The following is an 18,739-nucleotide window of genomic DNA, read 5'->3' on the forward strand; positions in this document are numbered from 1 at the left end:
GATAACCACATCACGGCATCATGGCCGGTGGAGGCCGGAAAAGCGGGCCCGACAGGTGGCGAGACAAAAGGCTGGATGACCTATTCGGTCCATTCCATGGCCAGTGTGAACTCTGCGCTGCAGCATATGGACATGCTGCAACGGGATAGTGTGAAAGTGCACACCCGTATCGCGACAGGGCTCAAGATTGGCAGCGCGAGCGATGGCGGCGCGATCTGGGCCCTGGCCCAGGGCATGCGCGCGTCCAATGGTGCGCGCGGCGAGGCGCTGACCTCGATGGATCTGGCCACCGGCGTCGTGGAAACGGCGCTCGCCGCCGCTGAAGGCATTTCCGATCTGATGGTTGAAATGCAGGGCAAGCTTGTCGCCGCCACCGACACTTCGCTCGACGAACAGGGCTGGCGCACCCTGATGAATGATTTTGTCGCCCTGGGTAATCAGGCCCAGCACCTCGTCGCCAACGCATCCTTCAATGATATCAACCTGCTCGAAGCCGGGGCTGCCGATATCTCGGTGCTGGTTTCGGAAAACCCCAACGCCCAGATGGCCATCGCCGCGGAAGATCTGAGTGATGGCGGCGGGATTTTCGACTCCACCCTGCCGGCCAGCCTGCCGCAAACCGATGCCAGCGGCCTCGCCACCCGGCCCGACGCATCCATGGTGGCAGATTTCGAAACCTCGATGAACGCGGTCAACGCCTCGATCTCGCGCCTGGGCGTCAGCCTGAAGACGCTGGAGATCCAGCGCACCCTCCTGGTCAAGCAGATCGACGTGACCGATGCCGGTATCGGCAGTCTGGTCGACGCAGATCTCGGCCGGGAATCGGCCAAGCTCAGGGCGCTGATGGTGCGCGAGGAGCTGGGCATGCAGGCGCTTGCGGTTGCCAATGAGGCACCGCGCACCATCCTGCGTTTCTTCCAGTAGGTTCTGCTAGCCGTCGACCCGGCCGCCCTGTGCATCGATCACGGGTGTGCCGTCTTCCAGCTCGAACGGGCCAGAAGGCCAGGTCTCCAGCAGGTCAAGCACGCTTGGGCTGGGCCGGCACAGACGCACACCGCGCGGGGTGCACACGATGGGCCGGTTCACCAGAACAGGATGTTCCAGCATGGCGTCGAGGATCAGTGCGTCGGACACGCCGGGCTCGAGCAGGCCCAGCTCCGCCGCCGGCGATTTGGTTTCCCGCAACGCCTGGCGCGGCGTCAGGCCGGCGGCTGCAAACAGGCCGAGCAGTTGCGGCCGCGTCCAGCCGGTTTGCAGATACTCGATCACGACCGGGTCTTCGCCCGCGGCCTTCACGATCGCGACGACATTGCGCGATGTGCCGCAGTCCGGATTGTGATGGATGACGATCATGGCGCGGGTGTCTCCGGTCCGGGGAAATGGCGGCGGGTACGGTTGGCGAAGGCGACCAGCGACAGCATGACCGGCACTTCCACCAGCACGCCGACGACAGTCGCCAGGGCTGCGCCGGAGTTCAGGCCGAACAGGCTGATCGCGACGGCCACGGCCAGTTCGAAGAAGTTGGATGTGCCGATCATCGCGCAGGGTGCGGCAACAGGGTGCGGCACGCGCCAGGCCCAGGCGGCGCCATAGGCGAGGGCGAAAATCCCGTAGGACTGGATCAGGATCGGTACGGCGATCAGCGCGATGAGGACCGGCCGCTCGACGATGACCTGGCCCTGGAAGCCGAACAGCAGGACCACTGTGCCCAGCAGGCCGAGGATCGAGGCCGGCTTGATGCGCGTGGTGAAGCGGTCGACGGCGGCCTCCCCGCCCTTGCGGACAAGCAGGGTGCGCATCGCGATGCCGGCAATCAGCGGGATCACGACATAGAGCGCGACCGACAGGATCAGTGTCTCCCAGGGTACGGCAATGTCGGTCACGCCCAGCAGCAGGGCAACGATCGGCGCGAAGGCGAACACCATGATCGCGTCATTCACACTGACCTGGGCGAGGGTGTAGGTGGCGTCGCCGCGCGTCAGTTGCGACCAGACGAAGACCATAGCCGTGCAAGGCGCCGCGCCCAGCAGGATCAGTCCGGCAATATAGCCGTCAGCCTCGGCGGGCGGGATCAGTCCGGCAAAGACGTGTTTGAAGAAGGCCACGCCGAGAAACGCCATGGTGAAGGGCTTGATCAGCCAGTTCACCACCAGGGTGATGACCAGGCCCTTGGGCCGCTCGCCCACGCGCTTGAGACTGCCGAAATCGACGGCGATCATCATCGGCCAGACCATCGCCCAGATCAGCACCGCCACGGCGAAATTCACATTGGCGTATTCCAGGGCCGCGAGGGCGGAAAACAGGCCGGGGACGATCTGTGCCAGCCCGATACCGGCCAGGATGCACAAGGCGACCCAGACGGACAGGTAGCGTTCAAACACACTCATTGCGGGCAGTTCTCCATTATCGGTGCAGCCCTCGCCGCAGCCATGGGCCCGGCAGGCAGATTGTCCGGACCGTATTCACCGGGAGGCCGGAAATGGCAAGTTTCAATTCTATAGTTCAACGATAATTGAAATGTTGAGGCGGGCAAGCCGGTTTTCAGACCGGCACGATCCCGCTGCAAACTCAGCCGGCGGGGGCCGTTCCCGGGCGCAGATAGGCGAACATGTGCGCCACATAATCGGCCTTGCCCAGCTCCACGCCTTCGCTGCGCAGGATCGTGTAGGCCGTCATCACGTGGAAGTAGAATTGCGGCAGGGCCCAGTCGCGCGCATAGCTTTCGCCATCTTCCAGGTCGAAGGCGATACCCATCGGCAATTCCAGCGCAAGCGGCTGGCCGGCGCCGTCGTCCAGCGCATCGGCTGCCAGGCTGTCGAGATAGGCGAGCGCTTCGTCGATCCGCGCAAGAGCGTCGGCCAATGTGCCGGGATTTTCGCCGCCCTGCCGGCCTTCGTTGAGCAATGTGTCCATCGCGTCGGGGAAGCTCTCGTGGCGCAGCCGGCGGCCGCCCTCATGGACTTGCAGGCAGGCAAAGCGGATCTGGGTCGACAGGGGAAACATGTCCGGTGCGAGACGCGCCGTCAGCAGGGCGTCGGCATTGCCCGTCTGTTCTTCGGCCTTGCGCAGCCAGGCCGCCAGCGCGGTGAGCATCTGCCGGTAGGTCGGCAACAAGAGATCGCTTAACGTCATGCTTGGCTCCCCGCCATTGTGATCAATAGCGGGGACCCTGCCTCCGGTGCGCGCCGGGCGTCAACAAGACCGTCAATGACTGCGGGGTCAGGCTGCCGAGCTTTCAGCCTTGATCGGCGCTTCCGGCAGGTCTTCGGCAAAGACGCGCTGATAGAATTCCGCGATGGTCGGACGTTCCAGCTCGTCGCACTTGTTCAGGAAGGTCAGGCGGAAGGCCGCGCCCAGATCGCCGAAGATCTCGTAATTCTCCGCCCAGGTCAGCACGGTCCTCGGGCTCATCACCGTGGAGATGTCGCCATTGATGAAGGCGTCGCGGGTGAGGTCGGCAACCTTCACCATGTCGGCGACCATCTTCTTGCCGTCCTCGCTGGCGGATAGTGTCTTCATCTTGGCCAGCACGATGGCATTCTCGGTTTCGCGCGGCAGGTAGTTCAGCGTGGAGACGATGGACCAGCGATCCATCTGGCCCTGATTGATCTGCTGGGTGCCGTGATAAAGGCCCGTCGTGTCGCCCAGCCCGATCGTGTTCGTCGTTGCGAACAGGCGGAAGAAGGGATGCGGCCGGATCACCTTGGTCTGGTCCAGCAGGGTCAGCGAGCCGGAGGCTTCCAGCACGCGCTGGATGACGAACATCACGTCCGGACGGCCGGCATCATATTCGTCGAACAGCAGGGCGACGGGGCGCTGCAGCGCCCAGGGCAGGATGCCTTCCTGGAATTCGGTGACCTGCTTGCCGTCGCGCAGCACGATGGCGTCCTTGCCCACCATGTCGATCCGGCTGACATGGCTGTCGAGATTAACCCGGACCATCGGCCAGTTCAGCCGCGCGGCAACCTGTTCGATATGGGTCGACTTGCCGGTGCCGTGATAGCCTTGCACCATCACGCGGCGATTATAGGCAAAGCCCGCCAGGATGGCCCGCGTGGTCGCCGGATCGAACACATAATCGGGGTCGGTTTTCGGCGTGTGTTCGTCCGCCTTGGAGAACATCGGCACGTCAAATCCGGCATCGAAGCCGAACAGGGCCTGTGTGTCAGCGGTCGTGTCGGGGGCAGCCAGGGGGAAGTCTTCGCTCATCGAACCGGTCTTTATCGTTGCGCGCCTCGGGGCAGGAGATGCCTGACGCCTGGATTTGATATTGACAGGTATTGCAAGGCCGCACCGGCTTCAAGTCAATGCGGCGAACACAGCCGGGGCGGCAAATTGCCCCGGTTGTCTGCCTCTTCCCACGCGTCGCGGGAACCGGTGCGCGCTTCACCGCCGCCTGAGTGTTCACGAGGTTAGGGTTCAGGCGATCTGGCGGGCGAGTTCCTCGACGCTGTGGGTCGAGCTTTCCACTTCGCGGGTGGCGGCGTCGATTTCATGGATCGCTTTGGAAATATCCGTTACGCCCTCGGCGACGTCCTGCATGTTGCGGGACATGTCCGAGGTGACCGATGTCTGCTCCTCGACGGCGGCGGCGACAGCGGTCGACATGCTCTCGACTTCGGAGATCGTGTTGCGGATCGAGGAGATGGCATCGGCGGCGCGTTGCGTTGCGCCCTGGACTTCGGCGACCTGCGCCGAGATTTCTCCGGTCGCCGCGGACGCCTGGTTGGCCAGGCCCTTCACTTCGGATGCAACGACGGCGAACCCCTTGCCGGCTTCGCCGGCGCGGGCCGCTTCGATGGTCGCATTGAGCGCAAGCAGGTTGGTCTGTTCGGCGATGGCGGTGATCAGGTTGACGATCTCGCCGATGCGCTGGGCGGCTTCGGAGAGGGTGCGGACCGTGGCGTCGGTCTTGTCGGCCTGTTCGACGGCTTCCCGGCTGACCTGGGACGCACGCGACATCTGCTGGCTGATCTCGGCGGCCGAAGCGGACAATTCCTCCGCCCCCGAAGCGATTGATTGCACACCGGTTGAGGCCTGCTGCGCGGCGGCGGCCACGCTGGCGGTCTGCGAGGAGGTGTTCGAGGCGGACCGGGAGATTTTCTGCAGATCCGCCGCGATCGAGCGCTGGGCGTCGGTGCGGCGATGCCGTTCGCTCACCTCGGCGGTGATATCGGTCGCGAACTTCACGACCTTGAACGGCTTGCCGTCCATGTCGAGAATCGGATTGTAGCTGGCCCGGATCCAGACATCGTGCCCGTCCTTGGCGACCCGGCGATACTCGGCGGCCTGGAACTCGCCGCGCGCCAGCCGGGCCCAGAAGTCCCGGTAGCCGGTGGTGTCGCGCTCGTCCTCGGCGACGAAAATCCGATGGTGCTGACCCTGGATCTCGTCGAGCGTATATCCAAGTGTCTTCAGAAAGTTGTCATTCGCCGTCAGGATCGTGCCGTCCAGATCAAACTCGATGATCGCCTGGGACTTGTCCAGTGCGGCCAGTTTTCCGTTCACTTCGGTATTGGCCAGTTTGCGCCGGGTGACATCGGTGGCGAACTTGACCACGGCATAAGTGCGTCCGGAGGCATCCTTCACCGGGTTATAGCTTGCCTGGATCCAGACGGGACGTCCGCCCTTGCCGACGCGCTTGTATTCGGCGGCCTGGAAGTCGCCGCGGGCCAGCTTCGCCCAGAAGTCCCGGTATTCCTGGCTGTTCGCGTCGCCGGGTTCTACGAACATTGAATGGTGTTTTCCCACAACCTCTTCCAGCTCGTAGCCCATGGCGTCGAGAAAATTCTGGTTGGCGGTGATGATCTTGCCCTCGGGCGTGAATTCGATCACGGCTTGGGACTGGGTAACGGCGTGGTAGTGATTGGCGACGCCGCCCTTGCCCTTTGCGAAGTTCCACATGTCGAGTCCTGCCCCTTGTGATCGCCGGCGCTGATATGTTCAGGGCACTGAACGGCTTTTTGAGATCAATTTGAGCGGATTTCGAATGAAGTCTGTGAACAAGGTGTTAATGAGAAAGTGAAAACAAGAAACGTATTTAATGGTAAAGCATTGGTTCGAGAAAATTTGTATTCAAAATCAACATATTGCGAGGGTTTTGGGGTGCTGGTGGCTGAAATGGCGTCGCTCTAATATTGTACTAGTATACTGGAAGTGATCCAAAAATATCTATTTGTGCAGGTTTTGAGGCGTGCTGCACCTTTAGATTAAAATGAGTCAAAAAAACGCGCCCGGCTCAGGCCATGCCCGCATTCTTGAGGATCTGGTAGGCGGCGATCACGCGGCCCAGCTGTTCCTCGCTCGAGCGGTCACCGCCATTGGCGTCCGGGTGAAAACGCTTCACCAGCTCGGCATAGCGCCGCCTCACCTTGGCCGGTTCGACATCGGCATCCAGCCCCATCGTCTCCAGTGCCTTGGACTGAAGACGGCCCATCGACTTCTCGCGCGGGGCTTCCTTGTGCGGATCTCGGCGGTCGCCGAACATGCCGAACGGGTCTGTGAAACCGTCGGCAAAGTCGCGGCTGGCGCGCTGGGCCTTCGAGCTTGCCGAATGCGTATTGCGCCAGCCCCAGGTCGGCCGGTGTCCATAGGCGGCGCTGTCGCGGAAGGACTGGGCCGCGTTTTCGCTCATGCCCTCGAAGAAATTCCAGGACTTGTTGTATTCCGAGGCGTGCGCCTGGCAGAACCAGTAGAAATCGTTCAGCCGGTCATTCGCCTTGGGCGCGCGGCTGTCGCCATGCTTGCGGCAGCCCGGCCACTCGCAGACACGCTCCTCCGGCGCCGGCTCGTCCTTGGGCGGCTTGATGCGGATATCCTTGAACCGCGGTTTGTAGTCGTAGGCGCCAGACATGAGGCCGATTATGGGCATGCGTCGGTAAAGCGGCAATGAAATGCCTGTTGAAATTTGCGTCAGCGCGCAGCCTGGCCGCTGCGAAAGGCGTTCACGCCAGATTGACAGGCGACAGGGGCTCGGCTCCGCTACGGTCCAGAGACCGGGTATCGTGATCCGGTGATCAGCGCCGGAGACCGCCATGACACTTCACGTCCCTTCCTTCCTGGCCGCCCTCGCGGCTGGCGGTCTCGGTCTGACCGGTTGTGCGACCCTGCAGCAGGCGGCTGACACCGCGGCCCTGTGCGCAGGCGATGGGGCAAGTCTTCACGCGGACTTCTCGACCGCTGGCCAGCATCGCTGTCTCGTGCGCCCGGACGGTGCCTTCATCGTGCGCACCGACCCGGAAGTCGCGATTGCGCCGCGCATCAATCCCAGCCCCTGGTTCGCTTTCGATATCGAGCGCGAGGAAGCGGGGTCCATGGAGATCGTGCTGGACTATGGCGGCTACAGCCATCGCTACGAGCCGCGCATCCTCCGTCCGGGCGAGGACTGGCAGAGGGTGGACCCGGCCCGGGTTGAGGTTCTTGCGGAGGATAATCGCGCGCGCCTGACGCTCGACCTGCCCGCCGGCCGCACGCGGATTTCCGCCCAGCCCACCTACACGCCGGATGATGTGGCCGGCTGGTCGGCGGCTTTTGCCGATGCGCATGGTTTCACCGCTGTCGAGTACGGCCGCTCGCTGGAAGGCCGGCCGCTGGAGGCGCTCGTCGCCGGACCCGCCGATGCCGGCCGCCTGCTGGTCGCGCTGACCCGCCAGCACCCGCCGGAATATTCCGGCGGCCGCGCCTTCGAGGCTTTCGCGACAACGATCGGCGAGGCCCATGACGGCGGCGCACTGGACGGCTATCGCCTGGTACTGGTGCCGCTGGCCAATCCTGACGGTATGGCGAACGGCCACTGGCGCCTCAACTCCGGCGGCATGGATCTCAATCGCGACTGGTTCGAGGCCGGCCAGCCCGAGATCGCTGCGCTTCAGGCCCTGATCCGCCGGGAGGCCGGGGGGCGCGATGTCGAGGTCTTCCTCGACTTCCACTCCACCCGCCGGACACTGGTCTACAACCCGCCCGCCGGCATTGCTGCGCGTGGCGACGGACTGATGGCCGAGATGGCGGCGCGCTTCGCAGCTGCGCTCGACCCGCAGCCGGACTGGGTCGAGGGTCATAATGCCGATGCCGGCACGTCCAAGGCCTGGTCGCTGCAGACCTTCGGTGTGGCAGGGTTGACGGTCGAGCTTGCCGACGAGGCCTCCGTCGAGGAGAGCCATACGGTCGGGCGGCTGGCCGCCGAAGCGGTTCTCGCAATCGCCGCGGGGCACTGAAGCCGTGCATGGCATGGAGGCGTGCCGCATGCTTATGCTCGGCCGCGTCCAGACTCGCGGAGTATTGCCATGTCCATGAAGGACACGATCAAGGCCCGGCTCGAAGCAGCCCTCTCGCCGCAACAGCTCGATGTGCGCGATGACAGTCATCTGCACGCGGGACATGCCGGCGCGCGGCCGGGCGGAGAAAGCCATTTCACCGTCGAGATCGTGGCGGAGGCCTTTGCCGGCCGCTCCCGGGTCGAGCGTCACCGCCTGGTCAATGAGGCCCTGGCCCGGGAGCTGGCCGGGCAGATCCACGCCCTTGTCATCCGCGCCCGCGCGCCCGGAGAATAATCGCGCCAGAGCGTTGAATTGACATGAGGGCGCGCTAGCTTGCCTGCCGGTAACCGGCAATAGCGAGGTCTCCTCTGCATGCGCATGTCCCGAGCGGTTTTTCCTGCAATCGGCGGGCTGGCTTTCCTGCTGGCCGGTTGCAGCACGGCTTTTGAAACTCCGACCACCCTGTCGAGCGATGCGCAGCTCGTGCCGGGCGAGCGCCGCCTGGTGCCGGTGATGGAATATGCTGACGGTGAAGCGCTGGCCGGGCTGTCGGCACTGCACTTGCCGCTGGTGGAAATCGCGCCCGGAGCCGAGGTCGATGGCGATCTGGACGGTGCGCGCCTTGATCGCCTGCGCGCGGTCCTGTCCAAGGAAATCTGCCAGCGTTTCGCGCGCGGCGGCTTTTCCGTGCTGCCGGAACCGGAAGAGGGCGCCGCAACGGCACGTTTGAGTGCAGCTGTGACGGGGCTACGTCGCAATAATGTGGCAACTACGGGGCTGTCACGGGTGATCGGCACAGCCGTTCCGGGGCCGCTCAATCCGCGCGTGCCGATCGGCATCGGCGCGCTGGGAGCGGAGGGCGAAATCCTCGCCGAGGACGGAACCCAGCTCGCCGCGATCCGCTGGGCATCCCAGAACCATCTCGCCTCCGGCGGCGGTTTCACCACCGTGCTCGACGGCCCCGCGGCCTTCGGCGATCTGGCCGACGCCAATGAACTCGCCAGCATCTTCGCCGATGCCTTCGGCGATCTCGTCGTCGAGGCAAGGGTCGGCTATGAGATCAGCGAAGGCGAGACACCGCGCGGCACGTGCGACGCCTATTTCGACCAGATCGGCCAGGAAGAAGGCGACGCTGCGGAGGCCGCCGGTTAAAGCGCGTCCAGCTCGTCCGGACTGACCGAGACCCGCAGCCTGGTGATCTGGTTGCGGCGGCGTTCGACGACTTCAAAGCGTGCACCGTGGAACTGGAAGACCTGGCCGCGTTCCGGGATCGTCTGGGCTTCGTGGATCACAAGGCCGGCGATGGTGACGGCTTCCTCGTCCGGAAGCTCCCAGTCCAGCGCGCGGTTGAGATCGCGGATCGGCACCGCCCCGTCGACCAGCCAGGAGCCGTTCTCATTGTCCGGCTGGATGCCTTCCACGGCGATGTCATGCTCGTCCTCGATGGCGCCGACAATCTCCTCGAGAATGTCTTCCAGCGTGACCAGCCCCATCAGCGCGCCATACTCGTCGACCACCAGGGCGAAGTGCTCGCGCTTTTCGCGGAAGGCGTTGAGCTGGTCGAGCACTTCGGTGGTTTCCGGCACGAACCAGGGCTCGCGGCGCAGCGCGTCGATATCGATCACCGAGGCATCGCCATCAGCTTCGTGCAGCGCGCGGGCAATGTCGCGCACATGCAGGATGCCGACGATATTCTCGGTGTCCTCGCGGTAGAGCGGCAGGCGGGTGTGCGGGCTGTGCAGCGCCTCGGTGACGATCTCTTCCGGCTTCTTGTCGGCATCGATCATCAGGATCGACTTGCGGTGGACCATGATGTCGTCGACCGTCAGCTCGCGCAGATCGAGCACGCCGCCCAGCATGTCACGGTCATCCTTCACCACGCCGCCTTCCTCATGGTGCAGGGCGATCGCGCCGCGCAGCTCGTCATGGGCAGAGAGGACCGGGCCTTCCACATTGGCGCCGAAGATGCGTAGCGTACCGCGCACCACGACCTGAACGGCCCGGACCACCGGCGCGAAGACTTTCACCGCCAGCAGGATCGGCCGCGCCACGGTGAGGGCGAAGCGGTCGGGATTGGACAGGGCGTAAGTCTTGGGCAGGACTTCCGCGAAGATCAGCACCGTGAAGGTCATGATCAGCGTCGCCCACAGCACCGAATTGCCGCCCAGCAGGTCCTCGAACAGCTGGCCGGCAATCATCGAGGCAGCGATATTCACGAGGTTGTTGCCCAGCAGGATCGAGCCGAGCAGGCTCTCCCCGTCGCCGATCAGCTTGTTCACCACGGCCGCGCCGGGATGCTTGTCGCGCTCCATCTGCAGCATGCGGGCCCGCGAGGTCGCGGTCAGCGAGGTTTCGGATCCGGAAAAGAAGGCGGACAGGCACAGAAGGCCGATAATCATCAGCACCGGGCCGATCAGGGTCCAGTCGAGGCTCATGAGAGCTGGGTCTCCACAAAGCGTTGCAGGTCGGTCTCGTCGGTATCGCGATCGATGAAGGCCTCGCCGATACCGCGCGCCAGGACGAGGGCGATACGCCCGTCCCGGTTCTTCTTGTCATCGCGCATGCGGTCGATCAAGCGTTCCGCATCCCAGCCGGTATGGGCCAGCGTTTTTGGACTGTCGGGCAGGCCCGCCGCGCGCAGGTGTGCCCGCACCCGGTCGGCATCCGCGGCCGGGCAAAGCCCTTTGTGAACCGAAAAGCCGAAGGCGAGGGCGAGGCCCGCGGCGACGGCTTCGCCATGGCGGATCTTGTCCTTGGGCGCTTCGGCCTCGAAAGCGTGGCCGAAAGTATGGCCGAGATTGAGCAGGGCGCGGGCACCGGCCTCGCGCTCGTCTTCGGCGACAATGCGCGCCTTGAACGCCACGGCCGCGGCGACGGCTTCACTCAATGCTGCGCCGTCGAGGGCGGCCTCGCCTGCTGCCTCCAGCCGGTCGAACAGCGGCCGGTCGCCGATCAGGGCAGCCTTGACGATCTCGGCATAGCCGGCGCGGCGTTCACGCAGGGGCAGGCTGGCCAGCAGGTCGGCATCGGCGATCACCAGGCGCGGCTGGTGGAAAGTACCGACGAAATTCTTGCCATGGCTGGTATTGATGCCGGTCTTGCCGCCGACCGAGCTGTCGACCTGCGAGAGCAGCGTTGTGGGGATCTGGATGAAGTCGACGCCGCGCTTGGCGATAGAGGCGGCAAAGCCGGTGAGGTCGCCGATCACGCCGCCGCCGAGTGCGATGACCGCCTCGGAGCGTTCGATATTGCGGTCGAGCAGGGTATCCACGAGGTGCTGCAGGCCGGCCCAGCTCTTCGTCGTCTCGCCCGGTTCCAGAACGATCGGATCAGCGCGCAGCCCGGCGCCTTCCAGCCAGTCGGACAGGGTTTTCAGGTGCAGGCCCGCAACCGTGCGGTCGGTCACCAGAATGGCGCGGCCACGCGGGAAATGCGCGGCGAGCCGTGATTGTGCGGCCCTCAGGGCGCCCGCTCCGACCAGCACGTCATAGCTGCGCTCGCCCAGCCCGACGGACACGGAAAGTATGTCGCTCACGCCTCGGCCTCCCGGGCGTCCAGTGCCCGCATGATCAGGTCCAGTGTCGTCTGATGCGATCCGGCGGATGCATCGACATGGATGTCCGCTTCTGCATACGCGGGTGTGCGGGCATCGAGCAAGCGCTGCAGAACGCTGTGCGGGTCCTGGTCGCGCAGGAGCGGGCGGGTGTCGCGCCGTGATACGCGTTTGACCAGCGTGTCGACATCGGCCTGAAGCCAGACCGACACGCCCTTTTCCTTGATGCGCGCGCGCGTGTCCGGATCGACGAAGGCGCCGCCGCCGAGGGCGATTACCATGGGCGGTTCGTCCAGCAGGCGGGCGATCACCTTGCGCTCGCCATCGCGGAAGGCGGTCTCGCCGAAATCGTCAAAAATCTCGGAAACCGAACGCCCTGCGGCGCGTTCGACTTCCTCGTCGGCATCCCGGAATTTCAGGCCGAGCGCCTTGGCCAGCCGGCGGCCGACCGTGGTCTTGCCGACCCCCATCAGGCCGATCAGCACGATGGGACGATCCGTTTCGAGAGTTCGCGTCATGCCTAGCGGTATAAACGGTCTGGAAATCGCCGCAATCACGGTTAGGCTCCGCACGGAGGTCCGGTGCAGCCAATCGCACCGGTTTCAAACATCATGGAGTAGGGCGAATGCGGGGTTTCCTGATTGGAGTGCTGGTTGTCGGCGTGCTGGTTCTGGCCGGCTTCGGGACACTGGCCGTGATCGCAAATGGGCTGGAACCCACCCGGGAGAGTGTACGTGTCGAGTTGGAAGACAATTTCCCGCGCTAGCCTGCTGGCAGCGCTGCTGGGCGGCACCGCCCTGGCTCAGGATCCGATCGAGGTGGAGCGCCTGGACGCGCTCGATCCGCTGGAAGTCGGCCTCCCCGGCGCTGCGATGAGCAACCGCCTGTGGGCGGGCACTGACCGTGCGATGGCGCAGGCCGTCCTGTCGCGGCTGCCGGCTGCCGAAGGAGAGGGCTATAGCAGCGAAACCCTGGCCGAGATCGCGCGCTCCGTGCTGGTATCGGGTGGCCGCCCGCCCGCCGGCGGACGCGGCGATGCCGAGCTTGCGGCATTGCGGATCGACCGGTTGCTCGCTGCCGCCGGTGCCGATGACACCTTCGACCTGCTCGAGCGCATACCGGGTGTAAACCGCGCACCGGCCCTGGCCCGCTGGCATGCCGAGCTGGCCTTTGCCACCGGCAATGCCGATCGCGCCTGCCGCACGGCCGACGCGATGACCCAGGGCCGCGAAGACGCCTACTGGCTGCGGGTGCGGGCCTACTGCCTGGCGCTCGACGGCCGCGATGGCGCAGCTGAGCTGACGGCCGAGCTCGCGCGCAGCCAGGAAGCCGATGCGGGTTTCGAGGCGCGCCTGTTCGCCATCATGCTCGATACCCCGCTGGATGCGGATGCGCCCGCTGCGGACAATGGTCTGGAATGGGCGATGAGCCGGGCCCTTCACACGCCGGGCGAACCGGCACCCGTCCTCGACCAGACCGCGCCGTCCTGGCTGCGCGAGCTCGCTCATCACGGCATGGAGCGGCGCTCGTCCTCCAGCGAAGATCCGATGGCGCTGTTTGTCGCCGCCGGTTCGATGGACGGCATGGAGCGCCACCATGCTCTCGAGGAGGTCATCGCCCAGGGCTATGACCGCGAGCTGGCCGGTCAGGCGTTGGGGCTGATGCTGGCGGATACGGGCGGCGGTGCCCGCTTTGTCCATGTCGCGCGCCATCACGGCCGCGAAATCGAGACCGTGCCGATCACACGCGTGACACTGGAACGCGGCTATGAGATCGCCCTCGCCGCGCTACTGGTCGGTGAGACCGGCCTGGCGCGCGAATGGCGTGATGCGCTGGTTAGTGGCCCCGCCCGTCCGCAGCCTGCGCCGGGTTTTGGTCCGGCCGGTCCCGACATGGACGGCAAGCCGTTTACCACTGGTGAGCCCGCGCCGATGTCGCTGCCGCCGCAACCGGAATGGACACCGCCCAGCCCGCGCCGCATGGTCGCGCTGGACATGGCGATCGCGATTGCCGGCGACGATCTGCGTGGTGGCACTTATGAGGCCGTGCAGGCGGCCTGGTTCGAAGCGCATGGCCCGGCCGTGGCGACCGACATGCTGGCCCTGACCCGTCTGGGCGCGCCGGTGCCGGAAGGTTTGCGCCCGATGCTTCTTGCGCAGGAAGCGGCGGCGACGCCGGCCGGTCTTGCAGCCATGGATGCCGCCGTACGGGCCGGCGCCCGGGGCGAGGCCGCCTTGCTGGCGATCTCTGTCCTGGCCGATCCGGCTACGGCCGGCAATGCCGACGCGACGGCGCGGGCGATTGCCGCACTCGATGCGGCCGGACTGCGCCGGGCGGCCTTGTCGGTCTTGCTGGAGCGGGTTGTCAGGTCGGCCCTGTGAGCGCCAACCGGGACATTGCGCTTTTCCTGGACATGATGGCCGCCGAACGCGGTGCTGCATTCAATACGCTGGAGGCCTATCGCCGCGATCTCGACGATATCGCGGACCGGCTGGCAGCCCGCGGCACAGCCCTGGCCGACGCCTCGACGGCGGACCTTGAAGCTATGCTGGCCGGGCTGGCCGCGGACGGGCTGTCGGCCTCCACCGCAGCGCGCCGTCTGTCGGCGATGAAACGCTTTTACCGGTTTCTCCTGTCAGACGGACGCCGGGGCGACGATCCGGCGGCGGCGCTCAAGGGGCCGAAGAAGGGCCGCAGCCTGCCCAAGGTGCTCAGCGAGGCAGATGTCGACGCGCTGTTCGATGCGGCCAGCCGTATCGACGGCGCGAATGGCGTGCGTACCCGCGCCCTGATGGAAATCCTTTATGCTGGTGGTTTGCGGGTCAGCGAACTGGTCTCGCTGCCGCTCAACGCCTTTGTGCGGGCCGAACGCTGTATCCATGTCACCGGCAAGGGCGGCCGCGATCGCCTCGTCCCCCTGACGCCGAATGCGCTGGAAGCCGTCGACGCCTACAGGGCGGTGCGCGAGACGCATCTGCCGCCCGATGCCGGCCGTGCCAAGCGGGCCCAGCGCTTCCTCTTCCCGTCCCGGACTGCAAAGAGCGGCCATATGACACGCGAGCGGTTCGCCCAGATTCTCGGCGATCTGGCGGTTGCGGCAGGGCTTGACCCGGCGAAAGTGTCGCCGCACGTGCTGCGACACGCCTTTGCCACGCACCTCCTGGCGCGCGGGGCCGATCTGCGCAGTGTGCAGATGCTGCTGGGGCATGCGGATGTCTCGACGACACAGATCTACACGCACGTGCTGGACGAGCGGTTGAAGACGCTGGTGCAGACAGCACACCCGCTGGCACGCGGCTCCGGCGGCGACTGACTGAGTTGACGTATGCGTAAGCACGGTCACGAAGGCTTGTGACCGTCTCACTAGCTGGCTAGGTTGCCGGCTCCTTTTTGCGTTCACAGGCGTTGGCAGGGCATGTCCGACCCCACACGTACCTATCTCGATTTCGAGCGGCCGCTGGCCGAACTGGAAGCCAAGATCGAAGAGCTGGAGTCGCTGGCCGGATCGTCCGGCGAGGATTCGCCCGACACGGCGGAAGAGACGGCGCGCCTGCGTCACAAGGCGAATGAACAGCTCGCTGCGCTCTATTCCAAGCTCGATCCCTGGCGCAAGACGCAGGTAGCCCGGCATCCGGAGCGCCCGCATTTCCGCGACTACCGCAAGGCGCTGATCGAGGATTTCGAGGAGCTGTGCGGTGACCGCCGTTTCTCCGAGGACGCGGCCATTGTCGGCGGCCTGGGCCGTTTCCGTGGCCGTTCGGTCGTGGTGATCGGTCACGAGAAGGGCCACGACACCGAAACCCGCATCAAGCACAATTTCGGCATGGCGCGCCCGGAAGGCTATCGCAAGGCGATCCGCCTGATGGATATGGCAGAGAAGTTCGACCTGCCTGTGCTGACCTTCGTCGACACGGCCGGTGCCTATCCGGGCCTCGGCGCGGAAGAGCGCGGCCAGTCCGAGGCGATTGCGCGTTCGACCGAGCGCTGTATCAATCTGGGCACGCCGCTGATCTCCACCGTCACCGGTGAGGGCGGGTCCGGCGGCGCCGTGGCGCTGGCCTCCGGCAATGTCGTGATGATGCTGGAACACTCGATCTATTCGGTGATCTCGCCGGAAGGCTGTGCCTCGATCCTGTGGAAGGATTCGGCGCGGGCCAGGGACGCCGCCGTCGCCATGAAAGTGACGGCGCCGGACCTTCTGGAGCTGAAGATTGTCGACGAGGTGATTCCCGAGCCGATCGGTGGCGCACACCGTCACCCGGCCGAGATCATGCGCGCGGTCGGCAATGCGATCGAGAAACACCTGATCGCACTCGACGGCCAGTCGCCGGAAGCCCTGCGCAAGCAGCGCCGCGAACGTTTCCTCGCCATCGGCCGCATGGAGAATGGCGGCTAAGTCGGAGCGATTGCTTCCCCCCAACTTGTCATCCCGGATGGATGCCCGGCCCTGGGGCGGGCGTAAGTCCGGGACCCATAATCCCGGTGCTTGTCCAGCTGTCGCTGATATCCAGCCTGCTTGCGGGCGGCATTGGCGCGTATGGGTCCCGGCTCCACGCCCCGCCTGCGCGGGGCATTTGGCCGGGATGACAATGAAGGACCTCAGGAAATCCGCTCGCCCTCGCCACGCCGGCTGACCCGCATCGGAACTTCATTGTCCGGCTGCAGGGTGATGCGCATGACCGGTCGTGGATCGCGCGGACCGTCGAATTCGAAGCGCACGCGCCGCAACAGGCAGGCGAGCACGATCACCATTTCCATCATCGCGAAACGCGCGCCGATACACACGCGCGGGCCCAGGCCGAAGGGCAGGTAGGCGTCGCGCGGGATCGCCTTGCCGGCCTCGCCCAGGAAGCGCTCGGGCCGGAAGCTGTCGGGCTCGGCCCAGATATCGCGCTGGCGGTGCAACAGCCAGGTCGAGACGAGCACGTCGGTCTTGGCGGGAACCGGCAGGCCGGCGACGATATCCCACTCCCGCGAGGTGCGCGCCAGCATCGGGGCGGACGGGTAAAGGCGCAGGCTTTCCTTGATGACAGCCTCGGTCCAGGGCAGCGCCCGCGACCATGTCGCCGGATCGGTATCGTCCAGCGCGGCGGCGTCGATCTCCGCCTCCAGCCGGTCGCGGACATCGGGCGCGCGCGATAGCAGATAGAGCGTCCAGGCCAGCGAACGGGCGGTCGTCTCATGTCCGGCTGCGAGGAAGGTCAGCAGATTGTCGGTCACGGCGGTATCGTCCAGCCCTGCGCCCAGCAGCAGGTCAAGGAAGTCCGGGGCGCGGCCGCTTTCCTCGGGCGAGGGGGCTGTCCGGCGCTGCGCGGCGACGGCGGCGACCTGGCGGCGCAGATCGGCGATGACCCGCCGCGACTTGCCCTGGCCGATCCGCGGGATCCAGCCGGGCAGGTGCGCGAGATCGAAAGGATGCGGAATGCCGCTGATCTCCAGCAATTGGTGGATGCCCGCCGTGAAGCGCGCCTTGTCCAAGGCCTCGTCGCCGGAGAACAGGGTCTCGATCAGCACGTCCAGCGTCAGGTCGACCATGGCGTCGGACACCGCAATGGTGCGCCCGTCGATCGCTTCGAACGCTGCGGCGGCGTCTTCGCACACCTGCCGGATCTGCGGCGCGAAGGCGTTGACTTTGCGCGGGGTGAAAACCGGTGAGACCGCCTTGCGCGCCTTGCTCCAGGTCTCGCCCTCGGCGGTCAGCAGCCCGTCGCGCAGGAAGGGTTTCAGCACCGCTTGTCGCAGCGGGTTCATGGTGAAATTGTCCGACCGCGTGACGAAGCAGTGATGGATGGCGTCCGGATCGTTGACGATCAGGCTGGAGCGCCCGAGGAAGCGGAAAGGGGCCATGCGAATGGAGAAATGGTGCTCGCCCCAAATCTCCAGCGGATTGCGCCGCATCGCCCGGAAATAGGTCCAGTAGTCCGACGGGCGCAGCTTGCCGACGCCGCTATAGACGGCATAGGGCGGTTTGGGCGGCTGGAAGACCTGGTTCATCGCGTTCTCGCCTGACATTGTCCTCAGTCTAGTGCGACAGGAGCGCGCCGCCCATGCGCGAAAGGTCGCGGCTTGCTACTGGCTGGCCCACACGATGCGCGCCATCCAGTCCAGCTCGGTCAGAGCCAGCTTACGGTCCGGCCGGGCGGGGTTGAGGGCGTGCAGCGTCAGCGCTTGCACGGTCTGGACGCCCAGCCTCCAGGCACAGATCGCCCCGCTGCGCTCGCGCACCACGACGCGGTCGCCTTCGCGCGGTGGATTGCCGGGTGTGACAACCAGGCGGTCACCCGCCCGATAGACCGGTTCCATCTCGTTGCCCTCGACGGTGAGTGCATAGGCCTTGTCGAAGGCCAGACCGGGGAAGGGGATGTGGGCCCAGCCCTCGCCGCGTGGCAGGCCGCCGGCATCGAAAGCGCCTGCACTGTCAGCCAGGCTGTGAGTTCTCAGATTGTCCGCCCGCGACCGGCCGGCCACCAGATCGGCAAAGCCGGAAAAGTCCATATGTGCGGCGGCGAGGGCCTTCGCGAGGCTCTCGGTCGAGGGCCAGCGCGGTTTCTCGCCATCGCGGGAAAAGCGCTTGGAGGGGTTGAAAGTGGTTGAGTCCAGCCCGGCGCGGCGCGCCAGCCCGGACGGGCTGGTCTGGGCGTGGGCCGCCAGGCGGTCGATCCCCCGCCAGATCTCTTCGTGCGTGAACATGGCCCGAGTTTAGTGCGGCGAGCGAGTTTGGGAAAACGCGAAGCGGCTTGCAACCGGAGAGCGCCTGCCCGGATTGATATACACGTAAAAGGTGCATTATATAATATATGTACGCAATCCGGGTGTTCGGGAGTGCTGATTGCGGATCGGTTTGAAGGTGAAAGCAGCAGCGCCGGGCCAGCGGCGCGCCCGGGGAGGATGGGCCACCCCGACCGAGGCGAGAGGCCTCGCCTTCAGATTG

Annotated in this window: 19 protein-coding genes; 8 read left to right on the plus strand and 11 right to left on the minus strand. The window is 65.6% G+C overall.

Annotated features, from left to right (window positions below):
- The first annotated feature begins 75 nt into the window (after window positions 1-75).
- The gene (locus tag ACXAJV_RS03780; RefSeq protein WP_475082080.1) at window positions 76-924 is read left to right on the plus strand and encodes a flagellin; all 849 of its coding nucleotides are present in this window, start codon (window positions 76-78) and stop codon (window positions 922-924) included.
- Window positions 925-930: 6 nt separating this feature from the next.
- On the opposite strand, the gene ACXAJV_RS03785 is transcribed toward ACXAJV_RS03780, so the two are convergent.
- The 6 genes from ACXAJV_RS03785 to ACXAJV_RS03810 all read right to left on the minus strand — a co-directional run bounded on the left by ACXAJV_RS03785 (window position 931) and on the right by ACXAJV_RS03810 (window position 6,853).
- Window positions 931-1,353, minus strand: coding sequence for an arsenate reductase family protein (locus tag ACXAJV_RS03785; protein ID WP_475082082.1), 423 nt, complete (start codon window positions 1,351-1,353; stop codon window positions 931-933).
- Window positions 1,350-2,387, minus strand: coding sequence for an ACR3 family arsenite efflux transporter (gene arsB / locus ACXAJV_RS03790; RefSeq protein WP_475082083.1), 1,038 nt, complete (start codon window positions 2,385-2,387; stop codon window positions 1,350-1,352). The genes ACXAJV_RS03785 and arsB overlap by 4 nt, the downstream gene beginning before the upstream one ends.
- A gap of 181 nt (window positions 2,388-2,568) precedes the next feature.
- Window positions 2,569-3,132 carry a DUF1993 domain-containing protein gene (locus ACXAJV_RS03795; RefSeq protein ID WP_475082085.1) on the minus strand — a complete coding sequence of 188 codons (564 nt, stop codon included), beginning with the start codon at window positions 3,130-3,132 and terminating at the stop codon, window positions 2,569-2,571.
- A gap of 87 nt (window positions 3,133-3,219) precedes the next feature.
- On the minus strand, window positions 3,220-4,209 hold the full coding sequence (gene cobS, locus ACXAJV_RS03800) for a cobaltochelatase subunit CobS (RefSeq protein ID WP_475082086.1): 990 nt from the start codon (window positions 4,207-4,209) through the stop codon (window positions 3,220-3,222).
- 210 nt (window positions 4,210-4,419) lie between these two features.
- Complete coding sequence (locus ACXAJV_RS03805; RefSeq protein ID WP_475082087.1) at window positions 4,420-5,904, minus strand: methyl-accepting chemotaxis protein; 1,485 nt, start codon at window positions 5,902-5,904, stop codon at window positions 4,420-4,422.
- A gap of 334 nt (window positions 5,905-6,238) precedes the next feature.
- Window positions 6,239-6,853, minus strand: a complete 615-nt coding sequence (locus ACXAJV_RS03810) for a J domain-containing protein (protein WP_475082089.1) — start codon at window positions 6,851-6,853, stop codon at window positions 6,239-6,241.
- 181 nt (window positions 6,854-7,034) lie between these two features.
- On the opposite strand from ACXAJV_RS03810, the gene ACXAJV_RS03815 reads away from it, so the two are divergent.
- The 3 genes from ACXAJV_RS03815 (at window position 7,035) to ACXAJV_RS03825 (ending at window position 9,407) form a co-directional block, all read left to right on the plus strand.
- Window positions 7,035-8,213 (plus strand): M14 family zinc carboxypeptidase, encoded by a 1,179-nt coding sequence (locus ACXAJV_RS03815; RefSeq protein WP_475082091.1) that lies wholly within the window; start codon window positions 7,035-7,037, stop codon window positions 8,211-8,213.
- 69 nt (window positions 8,214-8,282) lie between these two features.
- Window positions 8,283-8,549: a BolA family protein gene (locus tag ACXAJV_RS03820; RefSeq protein WP_475082093.1), complete on the plus strand. Its 267-nt coding sequence runs from the start codon at window positions 8,283-8,285 to the stop codon at window positions 8,547-8,549.
- Window positions 8,550-8,627: 78 nt separating this feature from the next.
- Window positions 8,628-9,407: a DUF3313 domain-containing protein gene (locus ACXAJV_RS03825; protein ID WP_475082096.1), complete on the plus strand. Its 780-nt coding sequence runs from the start codon at window positions 8,628-8,630 to the stop codon at window positions 9,405-9,407.
- Here ACXAJV_RS03825 and ACXAJV_RS03830 read toward each other — a convergent pair.
- Genes ACXAJV_RS03830 through ACXAJV_RS03840 form a run of 3 tightly spaced genes read right to left on the minus strand, consistent with a single transcriptional unit; the run spans window position 9,404 to window position 12,326 of the window.
- On the minus strand, window positions 9,404-10,690 hold the full coding sequence (locus ACXAJV_RS03830; RefSeq protein ID WP_271186445.1) for an HlyC/CorC family transporter: 1,287 nt from the start codon (window positions 10,688-10,690) through the stop codon (window positions 9,404-9,406). The genes ACXAJV_RS03825 and ACXAJV_RS03830 overlap by 4 nt on opposite strands.
- The gene (aroB, locus tag ACXAJV_RS03835) at window positions 10,687-11,790 is read right to left on the minus strand and encodes a 3-dehydroquinate synthase (protein WP_475082099.1); all 1,104 of its coding nucleotides are present in this window, start codon (window positions 11,788-11,790) and stop codon (window positions 10,687-10,689) included. The genes ACXAJV_RS03830 and aroB overlap by 4 nt, the downstream gene beginning before the upstream one ends.
- Entirely contained in the window at window positions 11,787-12,326 is a 540-nt protein-coding gene (locus ACXAJV_RS03840) for a shikimate kinase (protein WP_475082101.1), read from the minus strand. Before ACXAJV_RS03840 ends, aroB begins: the two co-directional genes overlap by 4 nt.
- A 107-nt stretch (window positions 12,327-12,433) precedes the next feature.
- Between ACXAJV_RS03840 and ACXAJV_RS03845 the strand changes: the two genes are divergently transcribed.
- The 4 genes from ACXAJV_RS03845 (at window position 12,434) to ACXAJV_RS03860 (ending at window position 16,204) form a co-directional block, all read left to right on the plus strand.
- Entirely contained in the window at window positions 12,434-12,574 is a 141-nt protein-coding gene (locus ACXAJV_RS03845) for a hypothetical protein (protein ID WP_271186448.1), read from the plus strand.
- Complete coding sequence (locus tag ACXAJV_RS03850; RefSeq protein ID WP_475082104.1) at window positions 12,543-14,189, plus strand: hypothetical protein; 1,647 nt, start codon at window positions 12,543-12,545, stop codon at window positions 14,187-14,189. The genes ACXAJV_RS03845 and ACXAJV_RS03850 overlap by 32 nt, the downstream gene beginning before the upstream one ends.
- The gene (locus ACXAJV_RS03855) at window positions 14,186-15,121 is read left to right on the plus strand and encodes a site-specific tyrosine recombinase XerD (protein WP_475082107.1); all 936 of its coding nucleotides are present in this window, start codon (window positions 14,186-14,188) and stop codon (window positions 15,119-15,121) included. The genes ACXAJV_RS03850 and ACXAJV_RS03855 overlap by 4 nt, the downstream gene beginning before the upstream one ends.
- Before the next feature lie 102 nt (window positions 15,122-15,223).
- Window positions 15,224-16,204, plus strand: coding sequence for an acetyl-CoA carboxylase carboxyltransferase subunit alpha (locus tag ACXAJV_RS03860; protein ID WP_475082109.1), 981 nt, complete (start codon window positions 15,224-15,226; stop codon window positions 16,202-16,204).
- A gap of 203 nt (window positions 16,205-16,407) precedes the next feature.
- Here ACXAJV_RS03860 and ACXAJV_RS03865 read toward each other — a convergent pair whose 3' ends face one another.
- Both ACXAJV_RS03865 and ACXAJV_RS03870 read right to left on the minus strand, forming a co-directional pair.
- On the minus strand, window positions 16,408-17,820 hold the full coding sequence (locus tag ACXAJV_RS03865) for a cytochrome P450 (protein ID WP_475082112.1): 1,413 nt from the start codon (window positions 17,818-17,820) through the stop codon (window positions 16,408-16,410).
- Window positions 17,821-17,877: 57 nt separating this feature from the next.
- Window positions 17,878-18,498 (minus strand): S24 family peptidase, encoded by a 621-nt coding sequence (locus tag ACXAJV_RS03870; protein ID WP_475082115.1) that lies wholly within the window; start codon window positions 18,496-18,498, stop codon window positions 17,878-17,880.
- Window positions 18,499-18,739 lie beyond the last annotated feature (241 nt).

The sequence above is a fragment of the Maricaulis sp. ABE4_448 genome, assembly GCF_056160825.1.

Excerpts from the sequence above, each read along its gene's own strand:
- ACXAJV_RS03785 (WP_475082082.1), bottom strand. The coding sequence starts at position 1,353 with ATGATCGTCATCCATCACAATCCGGACTGCGGCACATCGCGCAATGTC.
- ACXAJV_RS03860 (WP_475082109.1), top strand. The coding sequence starts at position 15,224 with ATGTCCGACCCCACACGTACCTATCTCGATTTCGAGCGGCCGCTGGCC.
- ACXAJV_RS03830 (WP_271186445.1), bottom strand. The coding sequence starts at position 10,690 with ATGAGCCTCGACTGGACCCTGATCGGCCCGGTGCTGATGATTATCGGC.
- arsB (WP_475082083.1), bottom strand. The coding sequence starts at position 2,387 with ATGAGTGTGTTTGAACGCTACCTGTCCGTCTGGGTCGCCTTGTGCATC.
- ACXAJV_RS03780 (WP_475082080.1), top strand. The coding sequence starts at position 76 with ATGACCTATTCGGTCCATTCCATGGCCAGTGTGAACTCTGCGCTGCAG.
- ACXAJV_RS03795 (WP_475082085.1), bottom strand. The coding sequence starts at position 3,132 with ATGACGTTAAGCGATCTCTTGTTGCCGACCTACCGGCAGATGCTCACC.
- ACXAJV_RS03825 (WP_475082096.1), top strand. The coding sequence starts at position 8,628 with ATGCGCATGTCCCGAGCGGTTTTTCCTGCAATCGGCGGGCTGGCTTTC.
- ACXAJV_RS03810 (WP_475082089.1), bottom strand. The coding sequence starts at position 6,853 with ATGTCTGGCGCCTACGACTACAAACCGCGGTTCAAGGATATCCGCATC.
- ACXAJV_RS03820 (WP_475082093.1), top strand. The coding sequence starts at position 8,283 with ATGTCCATGAAGGACACGATCAAGGCCCGGCTCGAAGCAGCCCTCTCG.
- cobS (WP_475082086.1), bottom strand. The coding sequence starts at position 4,209 with ATGAGCGAAGACTTCCCCCTGGCTGCCCCCGACACGACCGCTGACACA.
- ACXAJV_RS03870 (WP_475082115.1), bottom strand. The coding sequence starts at position 18,498 with ATGTTCACGCACGAAGAGATCTGGCGGGGGATCGACCGCCTGGCGGCC.
- ACXAJV_RS03805 (WP_475082087.1), bottom strand. The coding sequence starts at position 5,904 with ATGTGGAACTTCGCAAAGGGCAAGGGCGGCGTCGCCAATCACTACCAC.
- ACXAJV_RS03845 (WP_271186448.1), top strand. The coding sequence starts at position 12,434 with ATGCGGGGTTTCCTGATTGGAGTGCTGGTTGTCGGCGTGCTGGTTCTG.
- ACXAJV_RS03865 (WP_475082112.1), bottom strand. The coding sequence starts at position 17,820 with ATGTCAGGCGAGAACGCGATGAACCAGGTCTTCCAGCCGCCCAAACCG.
- ACXAJV_RS03815 (WP_475082091.1), top strand. The coding sequence starts at position 7,035 with ATGACACTTCACGTCCCTTCCTTCCTGGCCGCCCTCGCGGCTGGCGGT.
- ACXAJV_RS03840 (WP_475082101.1), bottom strand. The coding sequence starts at position 12,326 with ATGACGCGAACTCTCGAAACGGATCGTCCCATCGTGCTGATCGGCCTG.